The organism is Kribbella sp. CA-245084, assembly GCF_050942355.1.
GTDB lineage: Bacteria > Actinomycetota > Actinomycetes > Propionibacteriales > Kribbellaceae > Kribbella.
In genome coordinates, this window is sequence record NZ_CP192053.1 from 677260 (window position 1) to 699319 (window position 22060).

21 protein-coding genes are annotated in these 22060 nt (G+C 68.4%); 13 read left to right on the plus strand and 8 right to left on the minus strand.

Going from position 1 to position 22060, the window contains the following annotated elements; translation table 11 throughout:
- Positions 1-11 precede the first annotated feature (11 nt).
- Complete coding sequence (locus ACQPYH_RS03415; RefSeq protein WP_432886383.1) at positions 12-2783, plus strand: glycoside hydrolase family 2 TIM barrel-domain containing protein; 2772 nt, start codon at positions 12-14, stop codon at positions 2781-2783.
- 101 nt (positions 2784-2884) lie between these two features.
- Here the strand turns inward: ACQPYH_RS03415 and ACQPYH_RS03420 are convergent, their stop codons facing one another.
- The 3 genes from ACQPYH_RS03420 to ACQPYH_RS03430 are packed head-to-tail and all read right to left on the minus strand — an operon-like array spanning position 2885 to position 5014.
- Positions 2885-3292, minus strand: coding sequence for a type II toxin-antitoxin system VapC family toxin (locus ACQPYH_RS03420; RefSeq protein ID WP_432886386.1), 408 nt, complete (start codon positions 3290-3292; stop codon positions 2885-2887).
- Entirely contained in the window at positions 3289-3564 is a 276-nt protein-coding gene (locus ACQPYH_RS03425; RefSeq protein WP_432886389.1) for a type II toxin-antitoxin system Phd/YefM family antitoxin, read from the minus strand. The genes ACQPYH_RS03420 and ACQPYH_RS03425 overlap by 4 nt, the downstream gene beginning before the upstream one ends.
- A gap of 37 nt (positions 3565-3601) precedes the next feature.
- Positions 3602-5014 (minus strand): PLP-dependent aminotransferase family protein, encoded by a 1413-nt coding sequence (locus ACQPYH_RS03430; protein ID WP_432886392.1) that lies wholly within the window; start codon positions 5012-5014, stop codon positions 3602-3604.
- 63 nt (positions 5015-5077) lie between these two features.
- Between ACQPYH_RS03430 and ACQPYH_RS03435 the strand changes: the two genes are divergently transcribed.
- From ACQPYH_RS03435 to ACQPYH_RS03455, 5 genes are all read left to right on the plus strand, one after another.
- Positions 5078-6172 carry a pyridoxal phosphate-dependent aminotransferase gene (locus ACQPYH_RS03435; RefSeq protein ID WP_432886395.1) on the plus strand — a complete coding sequence of 365 codons (1095 nt, stop codon included), beginning with the start codon at positions 5078-5080 and terminating at the stop codon, positions 6170-6172.
- A 9-nt stretch (positions 6173-6181) separates the two neighbouring features.
- Positions 6182-8167, plus strand: a complete 1986-nt coding sequence (gene tmk / locus ACQPYH_RS03440; protein WP_432886398.1) for a dTMP kinase — start codon at positions 6182-6184, stop codon at positions 8165-8167.
- Positions 8164-9372 carry a DNA polymerase III subunit delta' gene (locus ACQPYH_RS03445; RefSeq protein ID WP_432886404.1) on the plus strand — a complete coding sequence of 403 codons (1209 nt, stop codon included), beginning with the start codon at positions 8164-8166 and terminating at the stop codon, positions 9370-9372. The genes tmk and ACQPYH_RS03445 overlap by 4 nt, the downstream gene beginning before the upstream one ends.
- 138 nt (positions 9373-9510) lie before the next feature.
- Entirely contained in the window at positions 9511-10179 is a 669-nt protein-coding gene (locus ACQPYH_RS03450; protein ID WP_130446002.1) for a DUF4190 domain-containing protein, read from the plus strand.
- Between the two features lie 27 nt (positions 10180-10206).
- Positions 10207-11310, plus strand: coding sequence for a DUF4190 domain-containing protein (locus ACQPYH_RS03455; RefSeq protein WP_432886407.1), 1104 nt, complete (start codon positions 10207-10209; stop codon positions 11308-11310).
- On the opposite strand, the gene ACQPYH_RS03460 is transcribed toward ACQPYH_RS03455, so the two are convergent.
- Positions 11311-11874, minus strand: a complete 564-nt coding sequence (locus tag ACQPYH_RS03460; protein ID WP_432886410.1) for a hypothetical protein — start codon at positions 11872-11874, stop codon at positions 11311-11313. It lies immediately after the preceding gene.
- Positions 11871-12368 (minus strand): SigE family RNA polymerase sigma factor, encoded by a 498-nt coding sequence (locus tag ACQPYH_RS03465; protein WP_432886413.1) that lies wholly within the window; start codon positions 12366-12368, stop codon positions 11871-11873. The genes ACQPYH_RS03460 and ACQPYH_RS03465 overlap by 4 nt, the downstream gene beginning before the upstream one ends.
- Before the next feature lie 92 nt (positions 12369-12460).
- Between ACQPYH_RS03465 and ricT the strand changes: the two genes are divergently transcribed.
- Both ricT and ACQPYH_RS03475 read left to right on the plus strand, forming a co-directional pair.
- Positions 12461-13555 (plus strand): regulatory iron-sulfur-containing complex subunit RicT, encoded by a 1095-nt coding sequence (gene ricT / locus ACQPYH_RS03470; RefSeq protein ID WP_432894328.1) that lies wholly within the window; start codon positions 12461-12463, stop codon positions 13553-13555.
- Positions 13552-15093 (plus strand): alpha/beta hydrolase, encoded by a 1542-nt coding sequence (locus ACQPYH_RS03475; protein ID WP_432886416.1) that lies wholly within the window; start codon positions 13552-13554, stop codon positions 15091-15093. Before ricT ends, ACQPYH_RS03475 begins: the two co-directional genes overlap by 4 nt.
- Here the strand turns inward: ACQPYH_RS03475 and ACQPYH_RS03480 are convergent.
- A complete protein-coding gene (locus tag ACQPYH_RS03480; protein ID WP_432886419.1) occupies positions 15090-15722 on the minus strand; it encodes a hypothetical protein in 633 nt (210 codons plus the stop codon). The genes ACQPYH_RS03475 and ACQPYH_RS03480 overlap by 4 nt on opposite strands.
- 89 nt (positions 15723-15811) lie before the next feature.
- Here ACQPYH_RS03480 and ACQPYH_RS03485 point away from each other — a divergent pair, with 89 nt between their 5' ends.
- Positions 15812-16156, plus strand: coding sequence for a sterol carrier family protein (locus ACQPYH_RS03485; protein ID WP_432894330.1), 345 nt, complete (start codon positions 15812-15814; stop codon positions 16154-16156).
- 62 nt (positions 16157-16218) lie between these two features.
- On the opposite strand, the gene ACQPYH_RS03490 is transcribed toward ACQPYH_RS03485, so the two are convergent.
- A complete protein-coding gene (locus tag ACQPYH_RS03490) occupies positions 16219-17010 on the minus strand; it encodes a hypothetical protein (protein WP_432886422.1) in 792 nt (263 codons plus the stop codon).
- 185 nt (positions 17011-17195) lie between these two features.
- Here ACQPYH_RS03490 and ACQPYH_RS03495 point away from each other — a divergent pair, with 185 nt between their 5' ends.
- The gene (locus tag ACQPYH_RS03495; protein WP_432886425.1) at positions 17196-18482 is read left to right on the plus strand and encodes an MFS transporter; all 1287 of its coding nucleotides are present in this window, start codon (positions 17196-17198) and stop codon (positions 18480-18482) included.
- Positions 18483-18495: 13 nt separating this feature from the next.
- Positions 18496-19458, plus strand: a complete 963-nt coding sequence (locus ACQPYH_RS03500) for a hypothetical protein (RefSeq protein WP_432886430.1) — start codon at positions 18496-18498, stop codon at positions 19456-19458.
- Positions 19459-19541: 83 nt separating this feature from the next.
- Here ACQPYH_RS03500 and ACQPYH_RS03505 read toward each other — a convergent pair whose 3' ends face one another.
- Entirely contained in the window at positions 19542-21077 is a 1536-nt protein-coding gene (locus ACQPYH_RS03505) for a PLP-dependent aminotransferase family protein (protein ID WP_432886433.1), read from the minus strand.
- Positions 21078-21105: 28 nt separating this feature from the next.
- Between ACQPYH_RS03505 and ACQPYH_RS03510 the strand changes: the two genes are divergently transcribed.
- Together ACQPYH_RS03510 and ACQPYH_RS03515 are read left to right on the plus strand one after the other, a co-directional pair.
- The gene (locus ACQPYH_RS03510; RefSeq protein ID WP_432886437.1) at positions 21106-21906 is read left to right on the plus strand and encodes a methyltransferase; all 801 of its coding nucleotides are present in this window, start codon (positions 21106-21108) and stop codon (positions 21904-21906) included.
- Complete coding sequence (locus ACQPYH_RS03515; protein WP_432886445.1) at positions 21903-22043, plus strand: hypothetical protein; 141 nt, start codon at positions 21903-21905, stop codon at positions 22041-22043. The genes ACQPYH_RS03510 and ACQPYH_RS03515 overlap by 4 nt, the downstream gene beginning before the upstream one ends.
- The last annotated feature ends 17 nt before the right edge of the window (positions 22044-22060 follow it).

The following is a 22060-nucleotide window of genomic DNA, read 5'->3' on the forward strand; positions in this document are numbered from 1 at the left end:
GGTCGGGGGCTGTGACCTATGTCGAGGACTTTGCCTCCGGTGAGAACGTGCTGGCGCCGCGCGCCTGGCTGGACGACGACTCCGGGCGGTTGGCGCTCAGCGGGGACTGGAGCTTCCGCCTGTCGCCGACGGTCGCGGACGCGCCGGACGACCTGAAGGACCCGGACACGTCCGGCTGGGACACGATCGCTGTCCCCGGTCACTGGCAGTTGAGCGGGTACGGCGCCCCGGCGTACACGAATGTGGTCTACCCGTTCCCGCTCGAGCCGCCGTACGTGCCGACCGACAACCCGACCGGCGACTACGTCCGGACCGTGACGGTGCCGGCGAACTGGGACGGCGCGCGGATCGTGCTGCGGTTCGAAGGCGTCGACTCGCGGTTCGCGGTCCACGTGAACGGCTCGGAGGTCGGCTGGTCGTCGGGGTCGCGGTTGGCCTCGGAGTTCGACATCACCTCGTTGGTTGCCCCGGGCAAGGAAGCGCGGATCGCGGTCCGCGTGCACCAGTGGTCGGTCGGCAGCTACGTCGAGGACCAGGACATGTGGTGGCTGTCCGGGATCTTCCGCGAGGTCAACCTGCTCGCACTCCGTCCGGACGCGCCGACCGACGTCTTCGTCAAGGCCGCGTGGGACCACATCGACGGCGCGGGCACGCTGCTGGTCGAGTCCGACGTACCCGGCACTGTTTCGGTGCCTGAGCTGGACCTCTCGGTGGCGACGGGTGAGCATGTGCGCATCGACGGCGTGCAGCCGTGGAGCGCCGAGGTGCCGCGGTTGTACGACGCCGTACTGCGGACCGCGGGCGGCGAGGTGCGGCTGCGGATCGGGTTCCGCACTGTCGCGGTCGTCGACGGGATCTTCACGGTCAACGGCAATCGCGTGCTGTTCAACGGCGTCAACCGGCACGAGTTCCACCCGGACCGGGGTCGCACGCTGACCGAGCAGGACATGCTGGACGACGTACTGATCATGAAGCGGGCCGGGATCAACGCGGTCCGCACGAGCCACTACCCGCCGCACCCGCACTTCCTGTCGCTGTGCGACGAGTACGGGTTGTACGTGATCGACGAGTGCGATCTGGAGTCGCACGGGTTCGGGTACGAGCCGCAGCCGCCGAAGCTGCCGAACCCGGTGATGGATCCGCGTTTCCGCGACGATCTGGTCGATCGGATGCGGCGTACCGTGCACCGCGACAAGAACCACCCGTCGATCGTGATCTGGTCGCTCGGCAACGAGTGCGGGATGGGCTCGAACCTGAAGGACATGTACGACCTGGTGAAGGAGCTCGACCCGTCGCGGCCGGTGCACTACGAGCGTGACACCGAGGCGGAGTTCGTCGACATCTACTCGCGGATGTACACCTCGCCGGAGGGGTGCGCGGAGATCGGGGCGGATACTTCGAAGTACCGGAATCTGCCGTTCATCCTGTGCGAGTACGGGCATGCGATGGGGAACGGGCCGGGTGGGCTGCTCGACTACCGCGAGGTGTTCGAGAAGTACCCGCGGTGCCAGGGCGGATTCATCTGGGAGTTCATCGACCACGGTCTGCGGACGACGATCGACGGGCGCGAGGTCTACGCGTACGGCGGGGACTTCGGCGAGACGATCCACGACGGCAACTTCGTCTGCGACGGGCTGCTGTTCCCGGACCGGACGCCGTCGCCGGGTATGCACGAGTACATCAAGGTGATCGAGCCGCTGCGAATCGTTGCTGACGGCAACCGCGTGTCGATCACCAACCACTACGAGGTGCTGGACACGAGCCACCTGAACTTCATGGTGCGGGTCGAGGCGGAGGGCGAGTTGGTCGCCGACGGCAACTTGCCGGTCCCGGCGATCGCCCCAGGTGAGACGGTCTCGATCGAGCTCCCGCCTGGTGTCCTGAAGCAGCGTGAACGCTCGGAGAGCTGGCTCACCGTGACGGCCGAGCTGAAGGAAGCGACCTCGTGGGCGGACGCTGGGCACCGCATTGCCTGGGGCCAGATCCGCCTGGACGAGCCGGCTCCCGCAGCAGTCATTCCTGCTGGTTCGCCGGCCGAAGGAACTGCTGGTGTGCAGGGCATCAACATCGCTGGCCTGCAGAACATTCAGTTGGATGTTTGGCGGGCGCCCATCGACAACGATGCGATTCCGGGGGTTGCGGCGGCCTGGCGTGAGCAGGGGCTGCACCGGGTGCAGCACCGGATTGTTTCGCAGGGCGAGCGTGACGGTGCCTGGGAGGTTGTGACTCGGACCGCTCCGCCGGCGCTGCAGTGGGGTCTGCGTAGTACGTGGCGATGGACGGCCGTCGACAACGGCGTGGTGCTCGAGCTCAGCGTCGTACCGGAAGGCTTGTTCCCGGAGGTACTGCCGCGGCTCGGCATCACGTTCGAGCTGCCGAAGGTGGAGCGGGTCGAATGGTTCGGCACCGGCCCAAACGAGGCGTACCTCGACACGCGCGAAGCTGCCGCCGTCGGCAAGTACTCCGCCACGGTCGCGGAACTGCAGACGCCGTACGTCCGCCCCCAGGAAAACGGCCAGCGAATCGACACCCGCTGGACCCAACTGGACGGTCTACGCATCGAGGCAGTCAACGAACTCTTCGGCCTGACCGTCCGCGACTGGACCACCGAAGCCCTCGAGTCCGCGAAACACACCCCGGACCTGATCCCCGGCGACACCACCTACGTCACCCTCGACATCGCCCAAACCGGCGTAGGCACCGCCGCCTGCGGCCCAGCCCTCCCCGACCGAGACAAACTGAAGACCGCCCCCGCAACCCTCACCCTCCGCTTCACCAGCTGACTGGATCCCCAGGCCATCACAATCCCGCGCCGACCAGCCACCCCGCGGCGGCCGCCGGGAACCCGCGGAATGTGATGGCCTGGAGATCCGTAGGAGGAAGCTCAGCTGGCGCCCGGTGCTGCCGTCGGCAGGCCCACGTCGTCGGCAGCCGCCAGGAGGCGCTTGTCGTAGGTGACCAACGCCGTCAGAGAGATGCCTTCGAGGACGAGGGACTGCGCCGTCGCCAGGTGGATGGCGTCGAGGGTTCGTAGCATCGGGTCTGAGTAGGCAGCCGCCGTCGCAAGGACGGTGTCGTCGACAGGGACTCGGTCGAGCCTGGCCAGGACGGTCGGCACGGCTGCGAGCCGGCCGGGATCGGATCGGCGCAGTGCACGAGGAACCTCGGTGAGCACCAACGACGAGGCCACCAGTTCCTTGTCCTCCTGGTTCCCCAGCCAAGCCTCGAGTGCCGCACTTTCCACCTCGCGGCGGATCATCTTCACGATCGCGGCTGAGTCGAGGAAGATCACAGACGCTCCTCGCGAAGATCCGAGATGACTTCGGTGGAGTCGATCGTCAGATCCGGCTCGCCTGGCGGAAGGACGAGCGGGCCACGATCGGTGGCAGGAATCAACCGGCCGCGACGAATAAGATCGGCCCGGAGGCTCGTGTTGTCGTCGATCGGGACCAGCCGGGCGGCCGGACGGCCGCTGACGGTGATCTCGAGAGATTCACCGCTGGCGACTCGTGCCAGCACCGCGCTGGTGTGCTGGTTGAGTTCGCGTACCGGAATGCTGTCCATGAATGAAGTGTAGAACATTGTGTTCTACACCCGCTAGTCAGATCGCGATGGTTGGGCGGGGGCGTAGGCGGTGTGTGGGTGGGTGGTAGGCGGACCAGGCTTTGGTGAGGCGGTGGACGGCTTCGGTTAGGGCTGGTTCGGGGGCTCGGAAGTGTAGGCGGATGTGGGAGTCGCTGGTGCCGGTGATGTCGAGGCCGGCGCCGGGGAGGATGGCTAGGCCGTGGCGTAGGGCGGTTTGGGCGAAGGATGTGCCGTCGCCGTACGGGAGGCGGACCCAGAGGCATTGGCCGCCGGTGACCGTCGGGACGTCCCACGTTGGGAAGGCCTGCGTGAGGAGCTTGTGTAGGTGGTCGTGCCGGCACTTGAGGGTGTGGTGGAGGTCAGGACCGTCCAGGAGTGGCAGCAGGTGTACGGCGGCCAGCTGGGTGGGGACGTTGCCACCCAGGTCGTTTACGGCGCGGAGACGGGCCAGGCGGTTGACCAGGGGTGTCGACGCACGGATCCAGCCGATGCGCAGGCCGCCCCAGATGCTCTTGCTGAGTGAGCCGACCGAGATGACAGAGTCCGAGTACGCCGCCAGTGGCGTGGGCTGCACCTCACCAGGGAAGCCAAGATCCGCCGGCACCTCGTCCTCGATGAGTGGGATGCCGGCGCCGGCCAACCGCTGGCGGGGCAGCGCAGACATCACCGAGCCGGTCGGGTTCTGGTACGTCGGGATCACGTAGGCAAGCGCAGGAAGCCGCTCCCGCACTGCCAACTCGAACCCCTCCAGTCCGACCGGCAGACCACGCAGTACTGCGCCCTCCTCGCGGAACACCTCCAACGCGCCCGGGTACGTCGGTGCCTCGACGAGCACCTGGTCGCCAGGTGACACCAGTGCATGAGCCAGCAATGACAGGGCCTGTTGGCCGCCGTTGGTGATCATGATCTGCTCGAAGGACGTCCGTACGCCGCGAGCCGTGTAGCGCGCCGCCAGCGCCTTCCGCAGCGCCGGGTGACCGTACGGGTAGTAGCCGATGTCGTCGCTGATCCGACTGAGCTCCGGCACGATCTCCACAAACGCCTCGGCAAGCTGCGGCGGCGGATCGCCGGGGGCGGCGCAGACGGCGAGCAGTACGTTGCCGTCGCGCGCCTCCAGTGAGTCCATGAAGATCGGGTCGACCGGAGCGTCCTCGACAGGACCTCCGGACGGTACGCCGGCCACGCGTGTGCCGCTGCCCTGTCGACGAGTGATCCGGCCCTCGGCGCGGAGCAGGTCGTACGCGGCGACCACCGTCGTACGGCCGACTGCCAGCGCACCGGCGAGGGCCCGGTCCGGCGGTAGAGGCACGCCCGGCGGGAGTTCGCCGTCGTCGATCAGGTGGCGGAGGCGGGCCGCGAGCAATAGGTACAGCGGGCCGCGGCCGGATGACCAGCGGCCCAATCGGTCGACTACCTCGATTGGTCTCATCTGCGAACCAATTCTGCCGGATTGGCTCTGGGGTCGCTAGTGGAAGCCCAGAACGATGGAGGTATGGCCATCTTTCCGCGCAACGAGATCGTGTCCCTGACCGCCGAGCAGGCCCAGCACGAGCTGGGTGAGAGCTACGGGCCGGACCTCCGGCTCGCCGACCTGCTGACCCCGGAGCTGGGGGATCTCGAGCTCGGCTACGGCACCGCGGCCGGTGACCCGCGGCTGCGCGCCGCGATCGCGGACCGGCACGGCGTACGGCCGGATCAGGTTGTCGTCACGATCGGCGGGATGCACGGGATCTTCCTGCTGTCCTACCTGCTGCTGGAGCGTGGCGGGCAGGTCGTGACGACCAACCCGCTGTTCCCGAACACACGCAACATCTATGCGTCGCTCGGCGCTGACGTGCGGGTGGTTCCGCTGACCTTCGACGACGGGTACCGCGTGACAGCTGACGCCGTACGGGCGCAGCTCACACCGGAGACGAAGCTGGTCAGCCTGACGACTCCGCAGAACCCGTCAGGCGTCGCGATCTCGCTGGAAACCCTGCAGGAGATCGTGATCGCGATGGGCGAGGTGTGCCCGGACGCGTATTTGATGGTCGACGAGACGTACCGGGTCGCGGCGTACGGCGATGACCCGATCGCGCAGACCGCGGTGTCGCTGGGGTCGAAGGTCGTGTCGGTGGCCTCGCTGTCGAAGTGTCATGGGGCCGCCGGGTTGCGGATCGGTTGGGTCGTGAGCACAGATGACGAGCTGGTGGACCAGTTGACGACCGGGAAGTTCAGCACGGTTGTGTCCGCGGCGCCGCTGAGTGAGGCGTTGGCGGTGCGGGTGCTCGAGCAGGAGGACCAGATCCTCGGGGTACGAAGGTCCTGGCTGGCGGAGAACCTTCAGATTGCCGAGAACTGGGTGAAGGAGAACGCCGATGTGGTCGAGTGGGTCCGACCGGATGCCGGGGCTTTATGTGTGGTGCGGTTGAAGGTCGATCCCGTGCGGTTCAAGCAGGCGGCCGCGGAGCGGGGTGTGCGGCTGGCGGACGGGGGTTGGTTCGGGGATGAGCCGCAGGTGTTCCGGCTGGGGTTCGGGTACCTGGCGGCGGGTGAGCTGAAGGCGGCGCTGGATGCGCTGCGTGAGGCTGTCCATGCGGCCCACTAGTCTTTAGGCGTGCCGGAGGCTTACGACCCGCTGACCGATCCTGCACCGGCGCATGATGTGCGCGCGGTGTTGCGGATCCGCGCGTTCCGGCGGCTGTGGATCGCGTTCGGGCTGTCGAGTCTGGGCGACTGGATCGGGTTGCTGGCGCTGACCGCGATGGCGAAGTCGTTCGCCGGCGACAACTACCAGGCGGCGAACTTCGCGATCGGCGGCGTGCTGTTCCTGCGCGTGCTGCCCGCGCTGGTGATGGGTCCGGTGGCCGGCTGGATCGCGGACCGGCTGGACCGGCGATGGACGATGATCCTCGGCGACCTGATCCGGGCGGCGTTCTTCGTCACGATCCCGATCATCGGCACGCTGACCTGGCTGCTGGTCGCGACCGTGTTGATCGAGATCGTCAGCCTGATCTGGGGTCCCGCCAAGGACGCCTCGGTGCCGAACCTGATTCCACGGCACCGGCTCGAGGCGGCCAACCAAGTCAGCCTGATCACGACGTACGGCACGGCTCTTCCCGCCGCGGTGATCTTCACCGCGATCACCCTGGTCACGCGCTGGGCCGGCGATTTCTCCATCGATCTTGCCGTGTACGTGAACGCCGCGACGTTCGTGGTCTCCGCGTTCGCGATCGTGTCGGTCTCCGAGATCGGCCGCGCGGTCCATGACCACGAGGACCATCCGACGCTGTGGCGGACGATGGTCGAGGGCTGGTCCTACGTCACCGGTACGCCGGTGGTCCGCGGCCTCGTGGTCGGCATCTCCGGCGCGTTCGCGGCCGGCGCGGTCGTGATCGGATTGGGTCGGACGTACGTCGAGGATCTCGGCGCCGGCGACCCCGGGTATGGCGTGCTGTTCGGTGCTGTCTTCGGTGGTCTGGCGCTGGGGATGGGGTTCGCGCCGCGGATCTTCTCCGGATTGTCGCGGCGGCGCTTGTTCGCGGCCGGGCTGGTCGGGTCGGGCATCTGCCTGGCCGGGCTGGCGTTGATCCAACAGATCGAGATCGCCACGATGATCGCGATCCTGCTCGGGTTCTGCGCCGGCGGATCGTGGGTTTCCGGGTACACGTTGCTCGGCCTCGAAGTGCCGGATGCCGTTCGTGGGCGGACGTTCGCGTTCGTGCAGTCCGCCGTGCGCACGGTTCTTGCGGTCACGCTGGCGATCGCGCCGTTCGCCGCCGGTGCGATCGGTCGGCATACGTGGACGATCCGCGGCCACTCGGCGACGTACAACGGTGCTTCGATGACGATGCTCGCGGCGGCGATACTGGCCGGGGTGATCGGTCTGCTCGCCTGGCGTCAGATGGACGACCGCCCGGGTGTGCCGTTCTGGCGCGACGTACGGCGGAGTTTCGGCAAGACACGGGGTGACTACCCGACCACGGGCCTGTTTATTGCCATCGAGGGCGGCGACGGGGCCGGCAAGTCGACGCAGTCCGCGCTGCTCGTGAAATGGCTTGAGGAGCAGGGGCAACAAGTCCTGCTGACTCGCGAGCCGGGCGCGACCGAGCTCGGCAAGACGCTGCGGCAGATCGTCCTCGACCCGGCGACCGGCGACATCTCGCACCGCACGGAGGCTTTGCTGTACGCCGCTGACAAGGCCGAGCACGTCGACTCCGTGATCAAGCCGGCTTTGAAGGCGGGAGCCGTCGTGATCACCGATCGGTACGTCGACTCCGCGCTGGCATACCAGGGCTCCGGGCGCGATCTGGACGTGTCCGATGTCGAGCGGGTGAACCGCTGGGCCACCGACGACCTCCGGCCGAACCTCACGATCCTGCTCGATCTGCCACCGAAGCGCGGTCTCGGGCGGTTCGAGGAGCGGGACCGGATCGAGGCCCAGTCCGACGAGTTCCACGAGCGAGTGCGGCACGCGTTCCTCGAGCTGGCGGCCGCGGAGCCGCAGTACTACCTGGTCATCGATGCATCCCAGGACCGCGAGGACATCGCCAAACAGATCCGCGCCCGTCTCCAGCCGATTCTCCCGAAGGTGGGCCTATGAGCGTGTGGGACGACCTGGTCGGACAGGACCCGGCAGTCGCCGTACTGCGGAAGGCTGTCGACGGCGCCGCCGGTGTGCTGCGTGGGGAGCGGGGCGCTGCGGTCGCCGGCATGACGCATGCCTGGCTGATCACCGGCCCACCGGGATCGGGCCGGTCGAATGCGGGCCGGGCGTTTGCGGCCGCATTGCAGTGCGCGAACCAAGGCTGCGGCGAGTGCAACGAATGCCGTACGGCGCTCAGCGGCGCGCACCCCGACGTGTCGTTGATCCGGACCGAGCTGTTGTCGATCCGGGTCAGCGAGGTCCGCGAACTGGTCCGCCGGGCCGCGATGAGCCCGACGCAGGGCCGGTGGCAGGTGATGGTGATCGAGGACGCGGATCGCCTGACCGAGCAGGCCGCGGACGCTTTGCTGAAGAGCATCGAGGAGCCGGCGCCGCGGACCGTTTGGGTGCTGTGCGCGCCGACCGTCGAGGACGTCGTACCGACGATTCGTTCGCGCTGCCGCCTGCTGGTGCTGCGTACGCCGCCGGTCGCCGCGGTCGCGGAGATGCTGGGCCGCAAGCTCGAGGTGGATCAGGATCTGGCCTGGTTCGCCGCGCGGGCTGCGCAGGGGCATATCGGCCGGGCGCGGGCGTTGGCTCGCGACGAAGAGGTCCGCGAGCGGCGGAACAAGGTGCTCGAGGTTCCGTTCGCGTTGCGGGACCTCGGAGCCTGCCTGAAGGCGGCGCAGCAGTTGCTCGACGCGGCCAAGGTCGAGGCGAAGGCCAGCGCCGAGAAGGTCGACGAGAAGGAACGGGCCGCGCTCGAGCAGGCGCTCGGCGTCGGGACGAAGGGCGCCAAACCGCGCGAGGCGAACGCCGCGCTGAAGGAGCTCGAGGACCAGCAGAAGGCCCGCGCCAAACGCTGGGAACGCGATGTGCTCGACCGATCACTCGTGGATCTGATGGCGCTGTACCGCGATGTGCTGGTCGTGCAGACCCGATCCGGTAGTGAGCTGATCAACGCAGAGTTGCATCGGAACATCGAGCAGCTCGCGGCGCGGACCACGCCCGAGCAGACGGTGCGCCGGATCGACGCGATCGGGATGTGCCGCGAAGCGATCGAGGCGAACGTCGCGCCGTTGGTCGCGCTGGAGGCGATGACGGTCTCGTTGTTCGAGGGACGCAGCGACGGGTTCACGATTCCGCGCCGGGTGCTGCGCTGAGGCTTAGGTCCTGTCTGGTCACGTTCCGGGATGCACGTCCGATAACTGGGCAGATGGTGTAACACCGAGACCGGCGGGTCCGATGACTGGGTGTCCGGGTGAAGCAGATCGCTCGGCACTTTCGCCGAACGGACGCCGATGAACCAGCCGCCCTCCGAGATCCAGCCTGCGCGGCAGCCGTTGCCGTCGGCTGAGTCATGGCTCGAGGGCGTACCGACCCCGGCACAGCAGAAGCAGGACGGGTACGCCGTCGCGGCGCTCGCGACCAGCCTGCCCGGGATGGTGCCGATCGCCGTCGTGCTCGCCGGGATCGCGTTGCGGCGGATCAAACGGTCCGGTGGCCGCGGGAAACGGCTTGCATACGGTGCGTTGCTGGTCTCGTTGTGCTGGGTGATCGCGACCGCGGTCGCGGTGACGCTCAACCTGGTCGGTGAGCACCGGGCCGGGATCGGCCGGACGGTGTCGATCTCGCAGGTGGCTGTCGGCCGTTGTTTCGACGCGGACCTGGACGCCGATGCGCTGAAGCTGGTGCGGATCGCGGACTGCGCCGCGCCGCACACCGGCGAGGCGTACGCGAAGGTGAGCGCGGCGCTGGCCGGGCTGTCCGTCGCGGAGACCGGGACGGTGGCGACGCAGCAGTGCGCGGGGGCGTTCGTCGAGTTCGTCGGGAAGCCGTACGAGCGGTCCGAGCTGGACATGTACTACGTCGTACTGGAAAATCGTGACGTTGCTGACGGCAACGTCCTGTGTCTGGTCGGGATGCCGGGGACCAAGCTGACGGGTACGATGCGCGGATCACAGCGGTAATGCCCGCGGGGGAGCAGTGGGGGTAGCGTGACTCAGCCACCGTACGAACCAGAACGTCCGCAGGACAGGCCGCACGACGCCACCCAGGACGCCACCCAGTCGTTCCCGACCCAGGACCCGACCCAGGTCTTCCCGGCGCAGGACCCGACGCGGGCGTTTCCGACGTACGGGCGGGCCGGGCAGGAGCATTCGCAGCAGACCGGTTCGTCGCAGGCCGGGGCGCCTTGGGTGGCTCCGGGACAGCCGCAGCCGGCTCCGGGGCAGCCGCAGTACGGGCAGCCGGGTCCGGGGCAGGCGCAGTACGGGCAGCTGGCTCCTGGGCAGGCGCCTTATGGGTCGCAGCCGCAGTACGGGCCGCCGGGGAGTTATGGGCAGCCGTCATACGGGCCGCAGGCGCCGCAGTCGGCGTACGGGCAGGGGTATGGGCCGGCGCAGTATCCGGCGCAGTACGGGCAGGCGCCGGCGCCGTACGGGTATGGGTACGGCTACACGGGGTCGGGCGGATCGAACGGGCTGGCGGCCGCGGCGCTGGCGACCGGGATCGGCGGGATCTTCATCGGCCTGTCCGCGCCGGTCGCGATCGGTCTCGGCATTGCCGCGCTCGTGCAGATCAAGCGCCGCCAGCAGGCCGGCAAGGGGATGGCGATCGCCGGGCTGGTGATCGGTTCGCTCGTGACGATCGGGTACGTCGCACTGATCGGGTTCCTGATCGTGCTCGGCTCGACGTACGACGAAGGCTCCGGATCGCCCGAGCCGGTCTCGTCGTACTCCACCGGCCCGACGACCAGCGTCGACGACCTGGCCGTCGGTGAATGCTTCGACGACGGCAGCGAGGAAGCCGAGGTCGTCCGCCAACCGTGCACCCTCGCCCACGACGGCGAGGTCATCGCCGACGTCACCCTCCCCGAGGGCCCGTACCCGGGCGACAACGGCGTAGACAAAGCCGCCGACCGCGCCTGCACCCCCCGCTTCACCAGCTACGTCGGCAAATCCCCCGACGACTCCGAACTCGACCTCTCCTACTGGACCCCCACCCGTTCCATCTGGGACGACGACCGCCTGGTCGTCTGCGCCACCTACGGCCCCAACCACGAAAAACTAACCAGCACAGTAAAAGACAGCCACCGCTAGCTACCGCCGGGCGCTGATGCCGCCGACCATCCACAGATGGCCGCCGGTTGCGCACTCGCGGCCCGTCCAGGTGTTCTGGAACCTGTCTGCACCTCCGCCGCCGATGCTGATTGGTACGCCGGACCGCGCGACAACCTTGCCGATGGCGTCGAGGATTTCGAAAGCTTGTGAGTCTCCGCGGACGGTGTACCCGCGGGGCCACACGAGAGTCACCGCGGATTCCCCCGCCTGCGCTCGAACGCAGCCGTTCGCGTCGGCGGTCAGCGTGGCTACGAGGAGCGCCTCCATGCCACTGGGACCGGCGAAGTCGGACGTGACGATTCGAGGCGGGATGGCGGCTGCAGACGGCCCATTTGCTGTCGGCTGGTGTCCACCGCCGGGGTAGACGGTCCACGTGGTGCCCGCGATGACCGCGGCGGCGACCAGCGCCGTACCGGCGACCGTGAGGCGTTGGGTTCGGGTGCGGCGGTGACGGATGCGGTCGGCGACGGCGTTCTCGGCTAGGTCGACGGTGTTGCTGCCCTCGGCGGCGGTGGTTCGGAGTAGGTCTTGGAGATCTGTCATGGGGTGCTCTCTTCGGTGACGCCGAGTTGGGTGGCGAGCTTTGCTCTTGCATCGGCTAGGTGGCGCTTGACGGTGCCTTCGGCGCAGCCGAGTTCGTCGGCGATCTCGGTGACTGGCAGGTCTTCGTAGTAGCGGAGTACGACGCACGCGCGCTGCTTGGGTGACAGGGTCGCGAGCGCTCGCCGGACCTCGTCCGCGACCGCCAGTCGGTCGTCGTCGTGGTGCGGTACGTCGACCAGCAGGTGGCGGGTCGCGTTCCAGCGCCGGAGTCGGCGGCGGCTGTCGATGTACTGGTTGAGCATCGCGCGGCGTACGTACGCCTCGAGTTCGTTGACGTCTCCACCGATCCGCCGCCGGCTGAACACCCGCGTGAGCGCTTCCTGGACGAGGTCGCCGGCTGTACTCGCGTCGCCGGTTAGCAGGTAGGCATAGCTCCGAAGCGCACCACCCCGCGAAGCCAGCAACGCCCGAAACGCGGGCTCCCAGTCAGCCACCCCACCACCCCTCTCACTCACCCAGACGAACAACAGGTCCGCGACGTTGGGGGTCGACCAGAACAATCTGCAAGTACTCTGACGGCGTGGGCATGGTCATGGCGGTGTCGTTCGAGCGGTACGGGCGGCTTTATTACCTGGACCCGGGTGAGTTTCGGCCCCGGGTCGGGGAGAAAGTGCTCGTGCCTACTGACGACGGGCCTGAGGTGGCTGAGTGCGTGTGGGCGCCGCAGTACGTCACCGAGGAGGTTGGGGGGCTGCCGCTGTGTGAGGGCATCGCCACCGCGAAGGACCTGGATCGCGACGAGCAGAACCGGCAGCGGCGGGCTGACGCACGGGTGATCGCTAAGCGGACGATCCGGCAGCACGATCTGCCGATGAAGGTGGTCGGGATCGACTTCGTCGACCGGCGGCCGGATGTCGATCAGCTGGTGATCGTGTACTTCTCGGCCCCGCACCGGGTGGACTTCCGCGAACTCGTACGGGATCTGGCACGGGCGCTCAGAGCCCGCATCGAGCTCCGGCAGGTCGGTGCCCGCGACGAGGCGCGGTTGCAGGGCGGGATCGGGCCGTGCGGGCGGGACTTGTGCTGCGCGACGTTCCTGAAGGATTTCGAGCCGGTCAGCGTGCGGATGGCGAAGGACCAGGACCTGCCGCTGAATCCGCTGAAGATCTCCGGCGCGTGCGGCCGGCTGATGTGCTGCCTGAAGTACGAGCACCCGCTCTACCAGGAGTTCAACGCGAAGGCGCCGGCTCTGGGGAGCGCGGTGGAGACCCCCGCGGGTGATGGAGTGGTGGTCGGGCACAACGTGCCGAGCGACACCGTGGTCGTCCGGCTGGCGGCCTCGGGCCGGCGCTGCGCCTGCAGCCGCGCGGACGTGTGCTCGCCGCGGCAGCAGTACGAGGCATCCGGTACGACGACCCCGGACGCCGCCCCGATCGAACCAGCCGGTACGCCGGCCATCACGCCCGCAGCCGACACCGTGCCCGCACCACACGCTGGACCCGCACCGCACGCTGGACCCGCACCGCACGCTGGACCCGCACCACAGGCCGAAGCCGCACCACACGCCGAACCCGCAACACCAGCCGCACCGGAAGAAGAGGCCCGCGAGGAGCGGCGGGTTCGGAAACCGCGCCGGCGCCGCCGCCTGCACCACGACGACGAGGGAGAAACCGCGCAGTGAGATTCCGCAGGTCGACCGTACTGGTAGCAACTCTTGCGGTCCTGGCGAGCGGATGCGGAGTGGCCAGTCGCGCCCAGAACGCGGGCAGCGGCACCGAGGTGCCCGGCATCGGCACCAACCCGCCGAGCGCACCTGTGGGCCCGATCCCGGCCGGGCTGGAGAAGTTCTACCAGCAGAAGCCGGACTGGGAACGCTGCGGCTCCAACCAGCAGTGCGCGACCATCCTCGTCCCCCTCGACTACACCAAGCCGGCCGGCCAGACGATCGAGTTGCGGGCGCGGAAGGTGCTGGCGCGGGATCGCGGCGGTCGGCTCGGCACGCTGTTCATCAACCCGGGCGGTCCGGGTGCGTCCGGGCAGGACTTCGCCGGGCAGGCGCCGCTGCTGTTCGGCTCCTCGCTGCTGCGGAAGTTCGACATCATCGGCTGGGACCCGCGCGGCGTCGGGGAGTCCACCCCGGTCAAGTGCCTGGACACCGAGCAGCTGGACACGATGATCGCCGCCGACGGCAGCCCGGACAACGCGGCCGAGATCGCGGACCTCGACAAGGAAGCGAAGACCTTCGCCGCCGGCTGTGAAGCACGTTCCGGTCGCCTGCTGCCGCACCTGTCGACCAAGGACGCCGCGCGCGACATCGACGTACTGCGAGGCATCGTCGGCGACCCGCAGCTGTACTACATGGGGATGTCGTACGGCACGTACCTCGGAGCGACGTACGCCGAGCTGTTCCCGAAGAACGTCGGCCGGATGGTGCTGGACGGCGCGGTCGACCCGTCGATCACCAACGAGCAGATGGGGATCGCGCAGGCGAAGGGCTTCGACAAGGCGCTGGACGCGTTCGCCGAGGACTGCGCGCAGCGGTCCTGCAAGCTCGGCAGCAGCAAGACCGAGGTGCTGGCCAAGGTCGACCAGCTGATCAAGGACAGCGACGCGAATCCGCTGCCCGGCGATGGGAATCGCAAGGTCACGCAGGCCCTGGTCGTCCTCGGCCTGATCTACCCGCTGTACCTGAAGGACTTCTGGCCGCGCCTCGAGGACGCCGTCGCCGACGGGCTCGCGGGGGACGGCGCCCGCCTGCTCGCACTCGCCGACGAGTACACCGACCGTCAGCAGAGCGGGTACGCCGACAACTCGAACGAGGTCAATATCGCGATCAACTGCCTCGATCACCCAGACTTCACCTCGATCGCGCAGATCGAGGCGAACCTGCCGGCGTACAAGACCGCGTCACCGCGGTTCGGTGAGTTCCTCGCCTGGTCGTCGGTGTCCTGCGCGAACTGGCCGGTGAAGCCGGTCAACCAGCCGCACAAGATCAAGGCGGCCGGCGCGAAGCCGATCATGGTCGTCGGTACGACGCGTGACCCGGCCACGCCGTACGAGTGGGCCGTCAGCCTGGCGCACCAGCTGGAAAGCGGTGTCCTGGTCACGCGCGACGGCGACGGGCATACGGCGTACCTCTCGGGGAACGCGTGTGTGAAGAACGTCGTCGAGAGCTACCTGGTGCAGGGCAACACCCCGGCCACCGACATCAAGTGTTAGTTGGGACGGGTATCGCCCGGTGCGACCGGCAGTTTGAGCGTGTCGGTCGCCTGCTGGAGTACGGCGCGGAGGCCGGCCTCGTCCTGCGGGCGGCCGCCGACGGTGATCTCCACCGCTGACGTCTTGCCGCCGTCGAGCGAGATCCAGCGCGAAAGACCCATCCGCGGCCCGCGGGCCTGATCGGTGTAGGTGTAGACCAGCGTGCCGTTGTCGCGGCTGAGCACCTTCAGGTTGTGCTCGTCGATGCTGTGCTCGCGGCCGGCGACCAGCTGATCGGGCGTCTGCTTGCTGCCCCGCGTATCGAACCGGACCTGCCAGACGCCGGTCGGGTCGAGGAACTTCGGCCGCGTGCCGTCCTGGGCGCTCTTCCAGCCGGCCGGGACCTCCGCGGACACCGGATCGTCGTCGGTGCCGAAGTCCTGCACGATGTATTGCAGCGAGCCGGGCGCGAGACAACCGGCACAGGCAGGCGTGCTAGGTGGAGCCGGGCTCACGATCCCCACCGAGGTGTTGTTGTCGGTGGCGAACGGATTGCCGCCGTTGATGGCGAGCACGGTGCCGAACACGGCTACGCCGACGGTCATTCCCGCCAGCGTCATCAGCAGCGCCTGGTGCCTGGGCGTGAGCATCCCGACCTCGCTTCCCTCTCTCCCGGCCGATTATCGCTGACGAGAGGGGCGTCACCGCAAACCCGCGCGTACGCTGGCACGTCGTGGAGATGTCCGAACCCCCGTTCCAGCAGGCCTTGCAGCGCTACAACGACAGTACGGCGGACCGCGCCGACTTGAAACTGCTCACCAAGGAACTGCTGAAACTCTTGGTGGCAAAGGCGCCAGGTCACGCCGTCGAGGTGCGCGTCCCGCCGTACGGCGCGGTGCAATGCATCGAAGGCCCGCGCCACACCCGCGGTACGCCGGGCGCGGTGATCGAACTTCCGCCGGAACTGTGGATCGATGTCGCACTGGGCCGCACGACCTGGGCCGACGCTCGATTGAGCGGCAAACTCCGCGCCAGCGGCGAGCGCACCGACCTGACCGGGCTACTGCCGTTGATCCGGGCGTGAAGGGAGCCGCGGCGCTCCCCTGCAGCACCGCGGCTCACGTTCTTCGGATCGACAGCGTTCGGTCAGTGGGCCGAGGTGGACCAAACCGCCGTACGGCCGTACACGATCACCAGGCGGCCGTCGTCCCGCATCTGCAGCACGGAGCCCTTGCGGACGGTCTTGCTGGACCACAGTGCCTTCTTGGCGGCGCTGTAGACGACGAAGTTGCCGTCCTGCTGCATGACGGCGAACGCGCCCTTGCTGACCGTCTTGGTGGACCAGACCGGGGTCTTGCCGTTCTTCACCATGACGAGGTTGCCGTCGGTCTGCATCTGCAGGCGATAGACCCGGCTCGGCGAGAACAGCATGTCGTAGGGGTTCAGCAGCCGGCCGGAGCCGAGCGTGCCGATCACCATGTGCCGGAACCAGACCGCCTTGTTGCGGACGTTGTAGATGACCAGGTTGGAGTCGTTCTGCACGGCCAGGTACGCACCGGTGCTGCCGCCGGTGTTGCTGGCCCAGACCGGCGTACGGCCGGAGATGACGACCAGGTTGCCGTCGCGCTGCATGATCAGGCTGGAGGCCTTGCGGTTGGTCATCGAGCCCCACAGCGCGGTGCGGCCCTTGTAGAGGACGGCGTTGCCGTCGGTCTGCATGAGGAGCGTGTAGATCCCGTTGGGCGAGCGACGGTACTGGCCCGGCTTCAGGTACTCACCCGGCTTGAGCAGCGACGACACGGCGGTCGTGCTCGTAGCGGCCGTGGTCGCCGTACCAGTGGCCTGGGCGGCCGGGGGAACAAGCAGGGTGGCACCGGCGGCAGCGCCTACGGCGAGCGTGGCGAGCAGCCGGGTGCGTGCCGACCTGATCGAGATCATGCGGTTCGTCTCCGTTTCCCGAGAACCGGCCGGGCGTTCCCAGCCGGTGAGATTGACGCCTTAGGCAACCAATCGGTTCCACGCTAGGGCGCTGCGAGGGTCGCGGCCGGACGTTTCGACGGTGATCGAAAGGGTGGCCGAAAATCAGGTTCGTTCCTACCGGTAGGACCTGTCAGTATGTTCCGGTGGCAGCAAGTCTCCGCACGCGACTGGCCCGGTTGCGCGTCGATCTGACCCCGTGGCGTGGTTCCCGTGACTTCCGCATCCTGCTGGTGTCCGGATCGGTGTTCTTCCTCGGAGGAATGGTCGGGTACGTCGCTCTGCCGTACCAGCTGTACCAACTCACCGGATCGAACTTCGCCGTCGGCGCGATGGGTCTGGTGACGATCGCACCACTCGTCGTGTTCGGCCTGTACGGCGGTGCGCTGGCCGACCACGTCGAACGCCGCAAGCTGCTCGTCGGCACCGGGATCGCGCAGGTCGTGATCTCCGCGCTGATGGTCACCAACACCCTGCTGGCGCACCCGCAGATCTGGCTGATCTACGTCTGCGGCGCGCTGAACGCCGTCGCCTCCTCGCTGCAGCGGCCCTCGCGGGAGGCGCTCCTGCCGCGCGTGGTCCGCCATCAGGAGATCCCGGCGGCGGTCGCGCTGAGCTCGCTGACCTCACAGGTCGGTCAGCTCGCGGGTCCGGCGCTGGGCGGTGTTCTGGTCGGTACGGCGGGCGTGACCTGGGCGTTTGCGATCGAGCTGACCGGGATCGTGTTCGCGACGTTGCTCTACTCCCGGCTCGGCTCGTACAAGGCGGGTGACCACACCACCGCGCCCAGTCTGCGCGCGATCGGCGGCGGGATCGTGTACGCGTTCCGCCGTAAGGACCTGCTGGCGACGTACCTGGTGGACATGGTCGGGATGTTCCTGGCGATGCCGATCGTGCTGTTCCCGGCGTTCGCGACGGACATCCTGAAGGAGCCGAAACTGCTCGGTCTCCTGTACAGCGCCGAGGCGATCGGCGCGATGTGCGCGAGCCTGACCAGCGGCTGGGCGAAACACGTCCATCACCAGGGGCGGGCGGTGGTGCTGGCCACGATGGGCTGGGGCGCCGCCGTCGGCATCGCCGGGCTCGCGCCGAACATCTGGTTCGCGATCGGGTTCTTCGCGCTGGCCGGAGCGGCCGACATGGTGTCGGTGCTGTTCCGCTCGGTGATCTGGAACCAGACGATCCCCGACGAGATGCGCGGCCGGCTGGCCGGGATCGAGATGCTCGGGTACTCCCTCGGCCCGCTCGGCGGCCAGGCGCGGTCCGGTATCGTCGCCGACCTCACCGGCGTCCGTACTGCGATCGTCAGCGGCGGCGCTCTGTGCGTCATCGGCGTGGCCGGCACCGCCGCTTGGCTGCGCGAGTTCTGGCGGTACGACGCCCGCACCGACGAACACGCCGTCCGCGAAAGAGACCTCCGCGCAGCCCGTTAGGCTTCAAGGCATCATGCGTACCCTGATCGCTGCCGGGCTGGCCGTCGTACTTCTCGCGGGTTGTAGCGGTCCCGGTCAGGAGGACGCGCCGAGTGCGCCGCCGCTGGTGTCGGTTTCGCAGACTCCTTCCGAGACCCCGTCGGAGACGCCGTCCGTGACGCCGTCGTCCGGTTCGAAGGTCGCGGACACGCTGTGCGTGCGGATGGACGCCACCCTCGTGCAGTCGACGCTCGCGGTGCCAGTTGCGAACATCCAGCCCGAGACGCCACCGGTCGATTTCGGCCTTCCGACGTACGACGTCTGTCAGTTGACGCTCAGCACGGCTCCGAACGGGCCGGTACTGAAGGTCGAAACTTCGGTGCTTCTGGCAACAAAGGCGACGTTGGCGGCGACGCAGAAGGCGTACGCGGCGACGAAGAAGGAGCCGGCCAAGCCTGTGCTGCTGGGCGAGGGCGGGTACGGGACCAGCACCTTCGTGGTGTTCCTGCTGGACGGGAAGCTGTACAAGATCGCCGGGCCCAAGGCCACGCTCGCGAAGTACGTCGTCCTCGGTCAGGAAGCGATCCGGCAGGTGCCGGGGCTACCGGCGGCGGACCTGCTGATCACCCGGCAGGACTGTGAGCGCGGTTCGTCCGCGGCCGAGAAGGTCATGGGTGGGCCGGCGGAGGCCCGGCGGGACGGCGAGACGCTCGTCGGCGACCCGGTCTGCGGCTGGGTCAGTACGACGAGCGTGCTGTACACGTCGGTTCGCCGGACGACGCAGGCGAAGGCGTTGATGGTCCCGATCCGCAAAGCTGCGACCTCCCAGCCGATCCCGCTCGGCGACGAGGGGTACGTCGACACCGCCACCGGCCGCACGACGATCCGCGTCGGCGACGACAAGCTTGTCGACCTCGTGCCGCTTCCGGCACGCGCGATCAACCCGGACCTGATGACCCAGTTCGCCCTCGCGATGGCGCCGCTTTATACGCGCTAAGGACAGGAGGTAGTCCCTTGGCAGCCCCCGTTCCCGCGGGGCCCGCGCCGACGCGGCAGGCTCGAGCCGACTACCTCCTGTCCTTATGCACCCGCGATGGTGGCGATGGCTTCGGTGATCTCGGTGGGGGTGCGGGCGGCGTAGCCCAGGACGAGGCCGGGTGCGTGGGGGAGTTGGCTGTGCCAGGACAGGGGGTGGGTTTTGACCCCTTTGGCCAGGGCAGACGCGGCCAGGTCGGCGTCGTCGGTGCGGTCGTCGAAGGTGATCGTGAGGTGCAGGCCGGCGGCGGCGCCGTGGATGGTTGCGGTGGGCAAGTAGTTGTGGATGGCGGTGACCATCGCGTCGCGGCGGACCCGGTGCCGGCGGCGGAGGAAGCGGAGGTGGCGTTCGAGTTCGCCGGACTCCATCAGGTGGGCGAGCGTGAGTTGCGGGAGCGCCGCGTTGCCGAGGTCGGCCAGGCGTTTGCGGCCGACGAGCTCGTCCTTGTACTGCGGGGGCGGGAGCATCCAGCCGATCCGCAGCGACGGTGCGAGGAGCTTGGAGATGCTGCCGGCGTAGATCACGTGGTCGGTCAGCATCGCGTGGAGTGCGGGCACCGGCAGGCGGTCGTACCGGTGTTCGGCGTCGTAGTCGTCCTCGATGATCAGCCCGCCGTCCGCGGCCCACTGGATCAGCTCACGACGGCGTTCACCGTCGAGCACTACCCCGGTCGGGAAGTGGTGCGCAGGCGTCACCATGACCACCCGGGCGGCGGACTCCCGAAGTACGTCGACCTGTAGGCCGCGGTCGTCGACGGGGATGGGCGGGGTGCGCATGCCCCAGTTCTGCAGGTGCTGCCGGGATCCCAGCGAGCCGGGATCCTCGACGGCGATCTCGTGTACTCCGCGCTGCGCGAGCACCTGCGCCGCCAGCCCGATCGCCTGCGCAACACCAGCCACGATGATCAGGTCGTCGGGGTCGGCCGCGATCCCGCGATTGCGCGCGAGCCAGTTCGCCACCGCCCGTCGCAGGGCAGGCGTCCCCGCCGGATCGCCGTACCCAAAGCTCGCCGACTCCAGATCGCTAAGCACCGCCCGCTCAGCCCGCAACCAGGCCGCCCGCGGAAAGGAGGCCAGATCCGGCACCCCCGGCGTGAGGTCGATCCGCGAGGGGACCGCCCGCAGGTCGTCGAAGATCGCGAGCCCGGCTTCGAACAGATTTTCTGCAGGACGACAGGAGGTGTCGCCCAATCCGGCCTCTTCTCGCAGTGCCCCAGGCGGGCGAAGGGGTATACGTAGACGACTACGTCCTGTCGAGATGTCGGCCGATGCCGGCGTCGTGCTGATTGGTGCGCCGACGACGACGGTGCCGGCGCGGCCGTGGGTGGTGATGTGGCCGTCTTCGGTTAGGCGTTGGTAGGACTCGGTGACTACGCCTCGGGAGATGCCTAGGTCGGTGGCGAGGGTGCGGGTGGCGGGGAGGCGGGTGCCGACCGGGAGGTGGCCGGTGGAGATCGCCGTGCGGAGGCGGTCGGTGAGCCAGTTCGCGAGACCGCCGGGCGGCGCCTCGGCCGGATCCAGTTGAAGGAAGTCCGCGCCTCCATTGGACCGACCACTTCTCCCCGGATTGGACCTGTTCACAGGACCATTGTGGCTGGATCTTAGAGGTATGGGAACTGACTACGTCCACGGCTACACCCCGGCAGAGACCCGCCGCCTGGCGGACCAGGCCGGAACGCTCGCCGACCTCCTCCACGGCGGCACCACCTACCCAGCCGGCAGCCGAGTGCTGGAAGCGGGCTGCGGGGTGGGCGCGCAGACCGTACAACTGGTGACCCGCAGCCCCGGCATCGAGCTCGTATCGGTCGACGTCTCCGAAGACTCGCTCGCCCAGGCGAAGGCCCGCGTCGCCGTACATGCTCCGGACGCCGCAGTCGACTGGCGCCATGCAGACCTCCACGACCTGCGCGGCGAGAAGTTCGACCACATCTTCGTCTGCTTCGTCCTCGAGCACCTCACGGATCCGGGCAAGGCTCTGGTCAGCCTGCGCGACCTACTGAACCCCGGCGGCACGATCACGGTGATCGAAGGCGACCACGGTTCCGCCATCTACCACCCGCGCAGTGCGCAGGCCCAGGCCGCCGTCGACTGCCTCGTTGACCTCCAGGCCGAGGCGGGCGGCGACTCGCTCATCGGCCGGCGCCTCCAGCCGCTCCTCGATCAGGCCGGGTACGACGACGTACACGTCGAGCCACGCACCGTGTACGCCGACCAGACCCTCCCGCACCTCGTCGACGGGTTCACCCGCAAGACGTTCATCGCGATGGTCGAATCCGTCCGCGAACGCGCGATCGCGGCCGGCCTGCGTACCCGGGCCGATTGGGACACAGGCATCCGCGACCTCGAGAAGACCGCCGAGCCCGGCGGCACATTCCACTACACGTTCTTCAAGGGGGTCGGTCGGACATGATCGCTCTACTCGTCCTCGTCGCCGCGGTCTGCCGGGCACTCAATCGCAACCAGCGCAAGCAGATCCGCCCGACCGTCAACGGCATCGAGGATCGTGACCTGCAACGACTTGTGGCCGATCTCCGCGCACTCACCTGACCAGTTCATGAACTCCT

What these genes read in the sequence shown, in the direction of transcription:
- ACQPYH_RS03425 (WP_432886389.1), bottom strand. Translation starts at nt 3,564, where the DNA reads ATGGACAGCATTCCGGTACGCGAACTCAACCAGCACACCAGCGCGGTG.
- ACQPYH_RS03430 (WP_432886392.1), bottom strand. Translation starts at nt 5,014, where the DNA reads ATGAGACCAATCGAGGTAGTCGACCGATTGGGCCGCTGGTCATCCGGC.
- ACQPYH_RS03435 (WP_432886395.1), top strand. Translation starts at nt 5,078, where the DNA reads ATGGCCATCTTTCCGCGCAACGAGATCGTGTCCCTGACCGCCGAGCAG.
- ACQPYH_RS03445 (WP_432886404.1), top strand. Translation starts at nt 8,164, where the DNA reads ATGAGCGTGTGGGACGACCTGGTCGGACAGGACCCGGCAGTCGCCGTA.
- ACQPYH_RS03450 (WP_130446002.1), top strand. Translation starts at nt 9,511, where the DNA reads ATGAACCAGCCGCCCTCCGAGATCCAGCCTGCGCGGCAGCCGTTGCCG.
- ACQPYH_RS03460 (WP_432886410.1), bottom strand. Translation starts at nt 11,874, where the DNA reads ATGACAGATCTCCAAGACCTACTCCGAACCACCGCCGCCGAGGGCAGC.
- ricT (WP_432894328.1), top strand. Translation starts at nt 12,461, where the DNA reads ATGGTCATGGCGGTGTCGTTCGAGCGGTACGGGCGGCTTTATTACCTG.
- ACQPYH_RS03480 (WP_432886419.1), bottom strand. Translation starts at nt 15,722, where the DNA reads ATGCTCACGCCCAGGCACCAGGCGCTGCTGATGACGCTGGCGGGAATG.
- ACQPYH_RS03485 (WP_432894330.1), top strand. Translation starts at nt 15,812, where the DNA reads ATGTCCGAACCCCCGTTCCAGCAGGCCTTGCAGCGCTACAACGACAGT.
- ACQPYH_RS03490 (WP_432886422.1), bottom strand. Translation starts at nt 17,010, where the DNA reads ATGATCTCGATCAGGTCGGCACGCACCCGGCTGCTCGCCACGCTCGCC.
- ACQPYH_RS03500 (WP_432886430.1), top strand. Translation starts at nt 18,496, where the DNA reads ATGCGTACCCTGATCGCTGCCGGGCTGGCCGTCGTACTTCTCGCGGGT.
- ACQPYH_RS03510 (WP_432886437.1), top strand. Translation starts at nt 21,106, where the DNA reads ATGGGAACTGACTACGTCCACGGCTACACCCCGGCAGAGACCCGCCGC.
- ACQPYH_RS03515 (WP_432886445.1), top strand. Translation starts at nt 21,903, where the DNA reads ATGATCGCTCTACTCGTCCTCGTCGCCGCGGTCTGCCGGGCACTCAAT.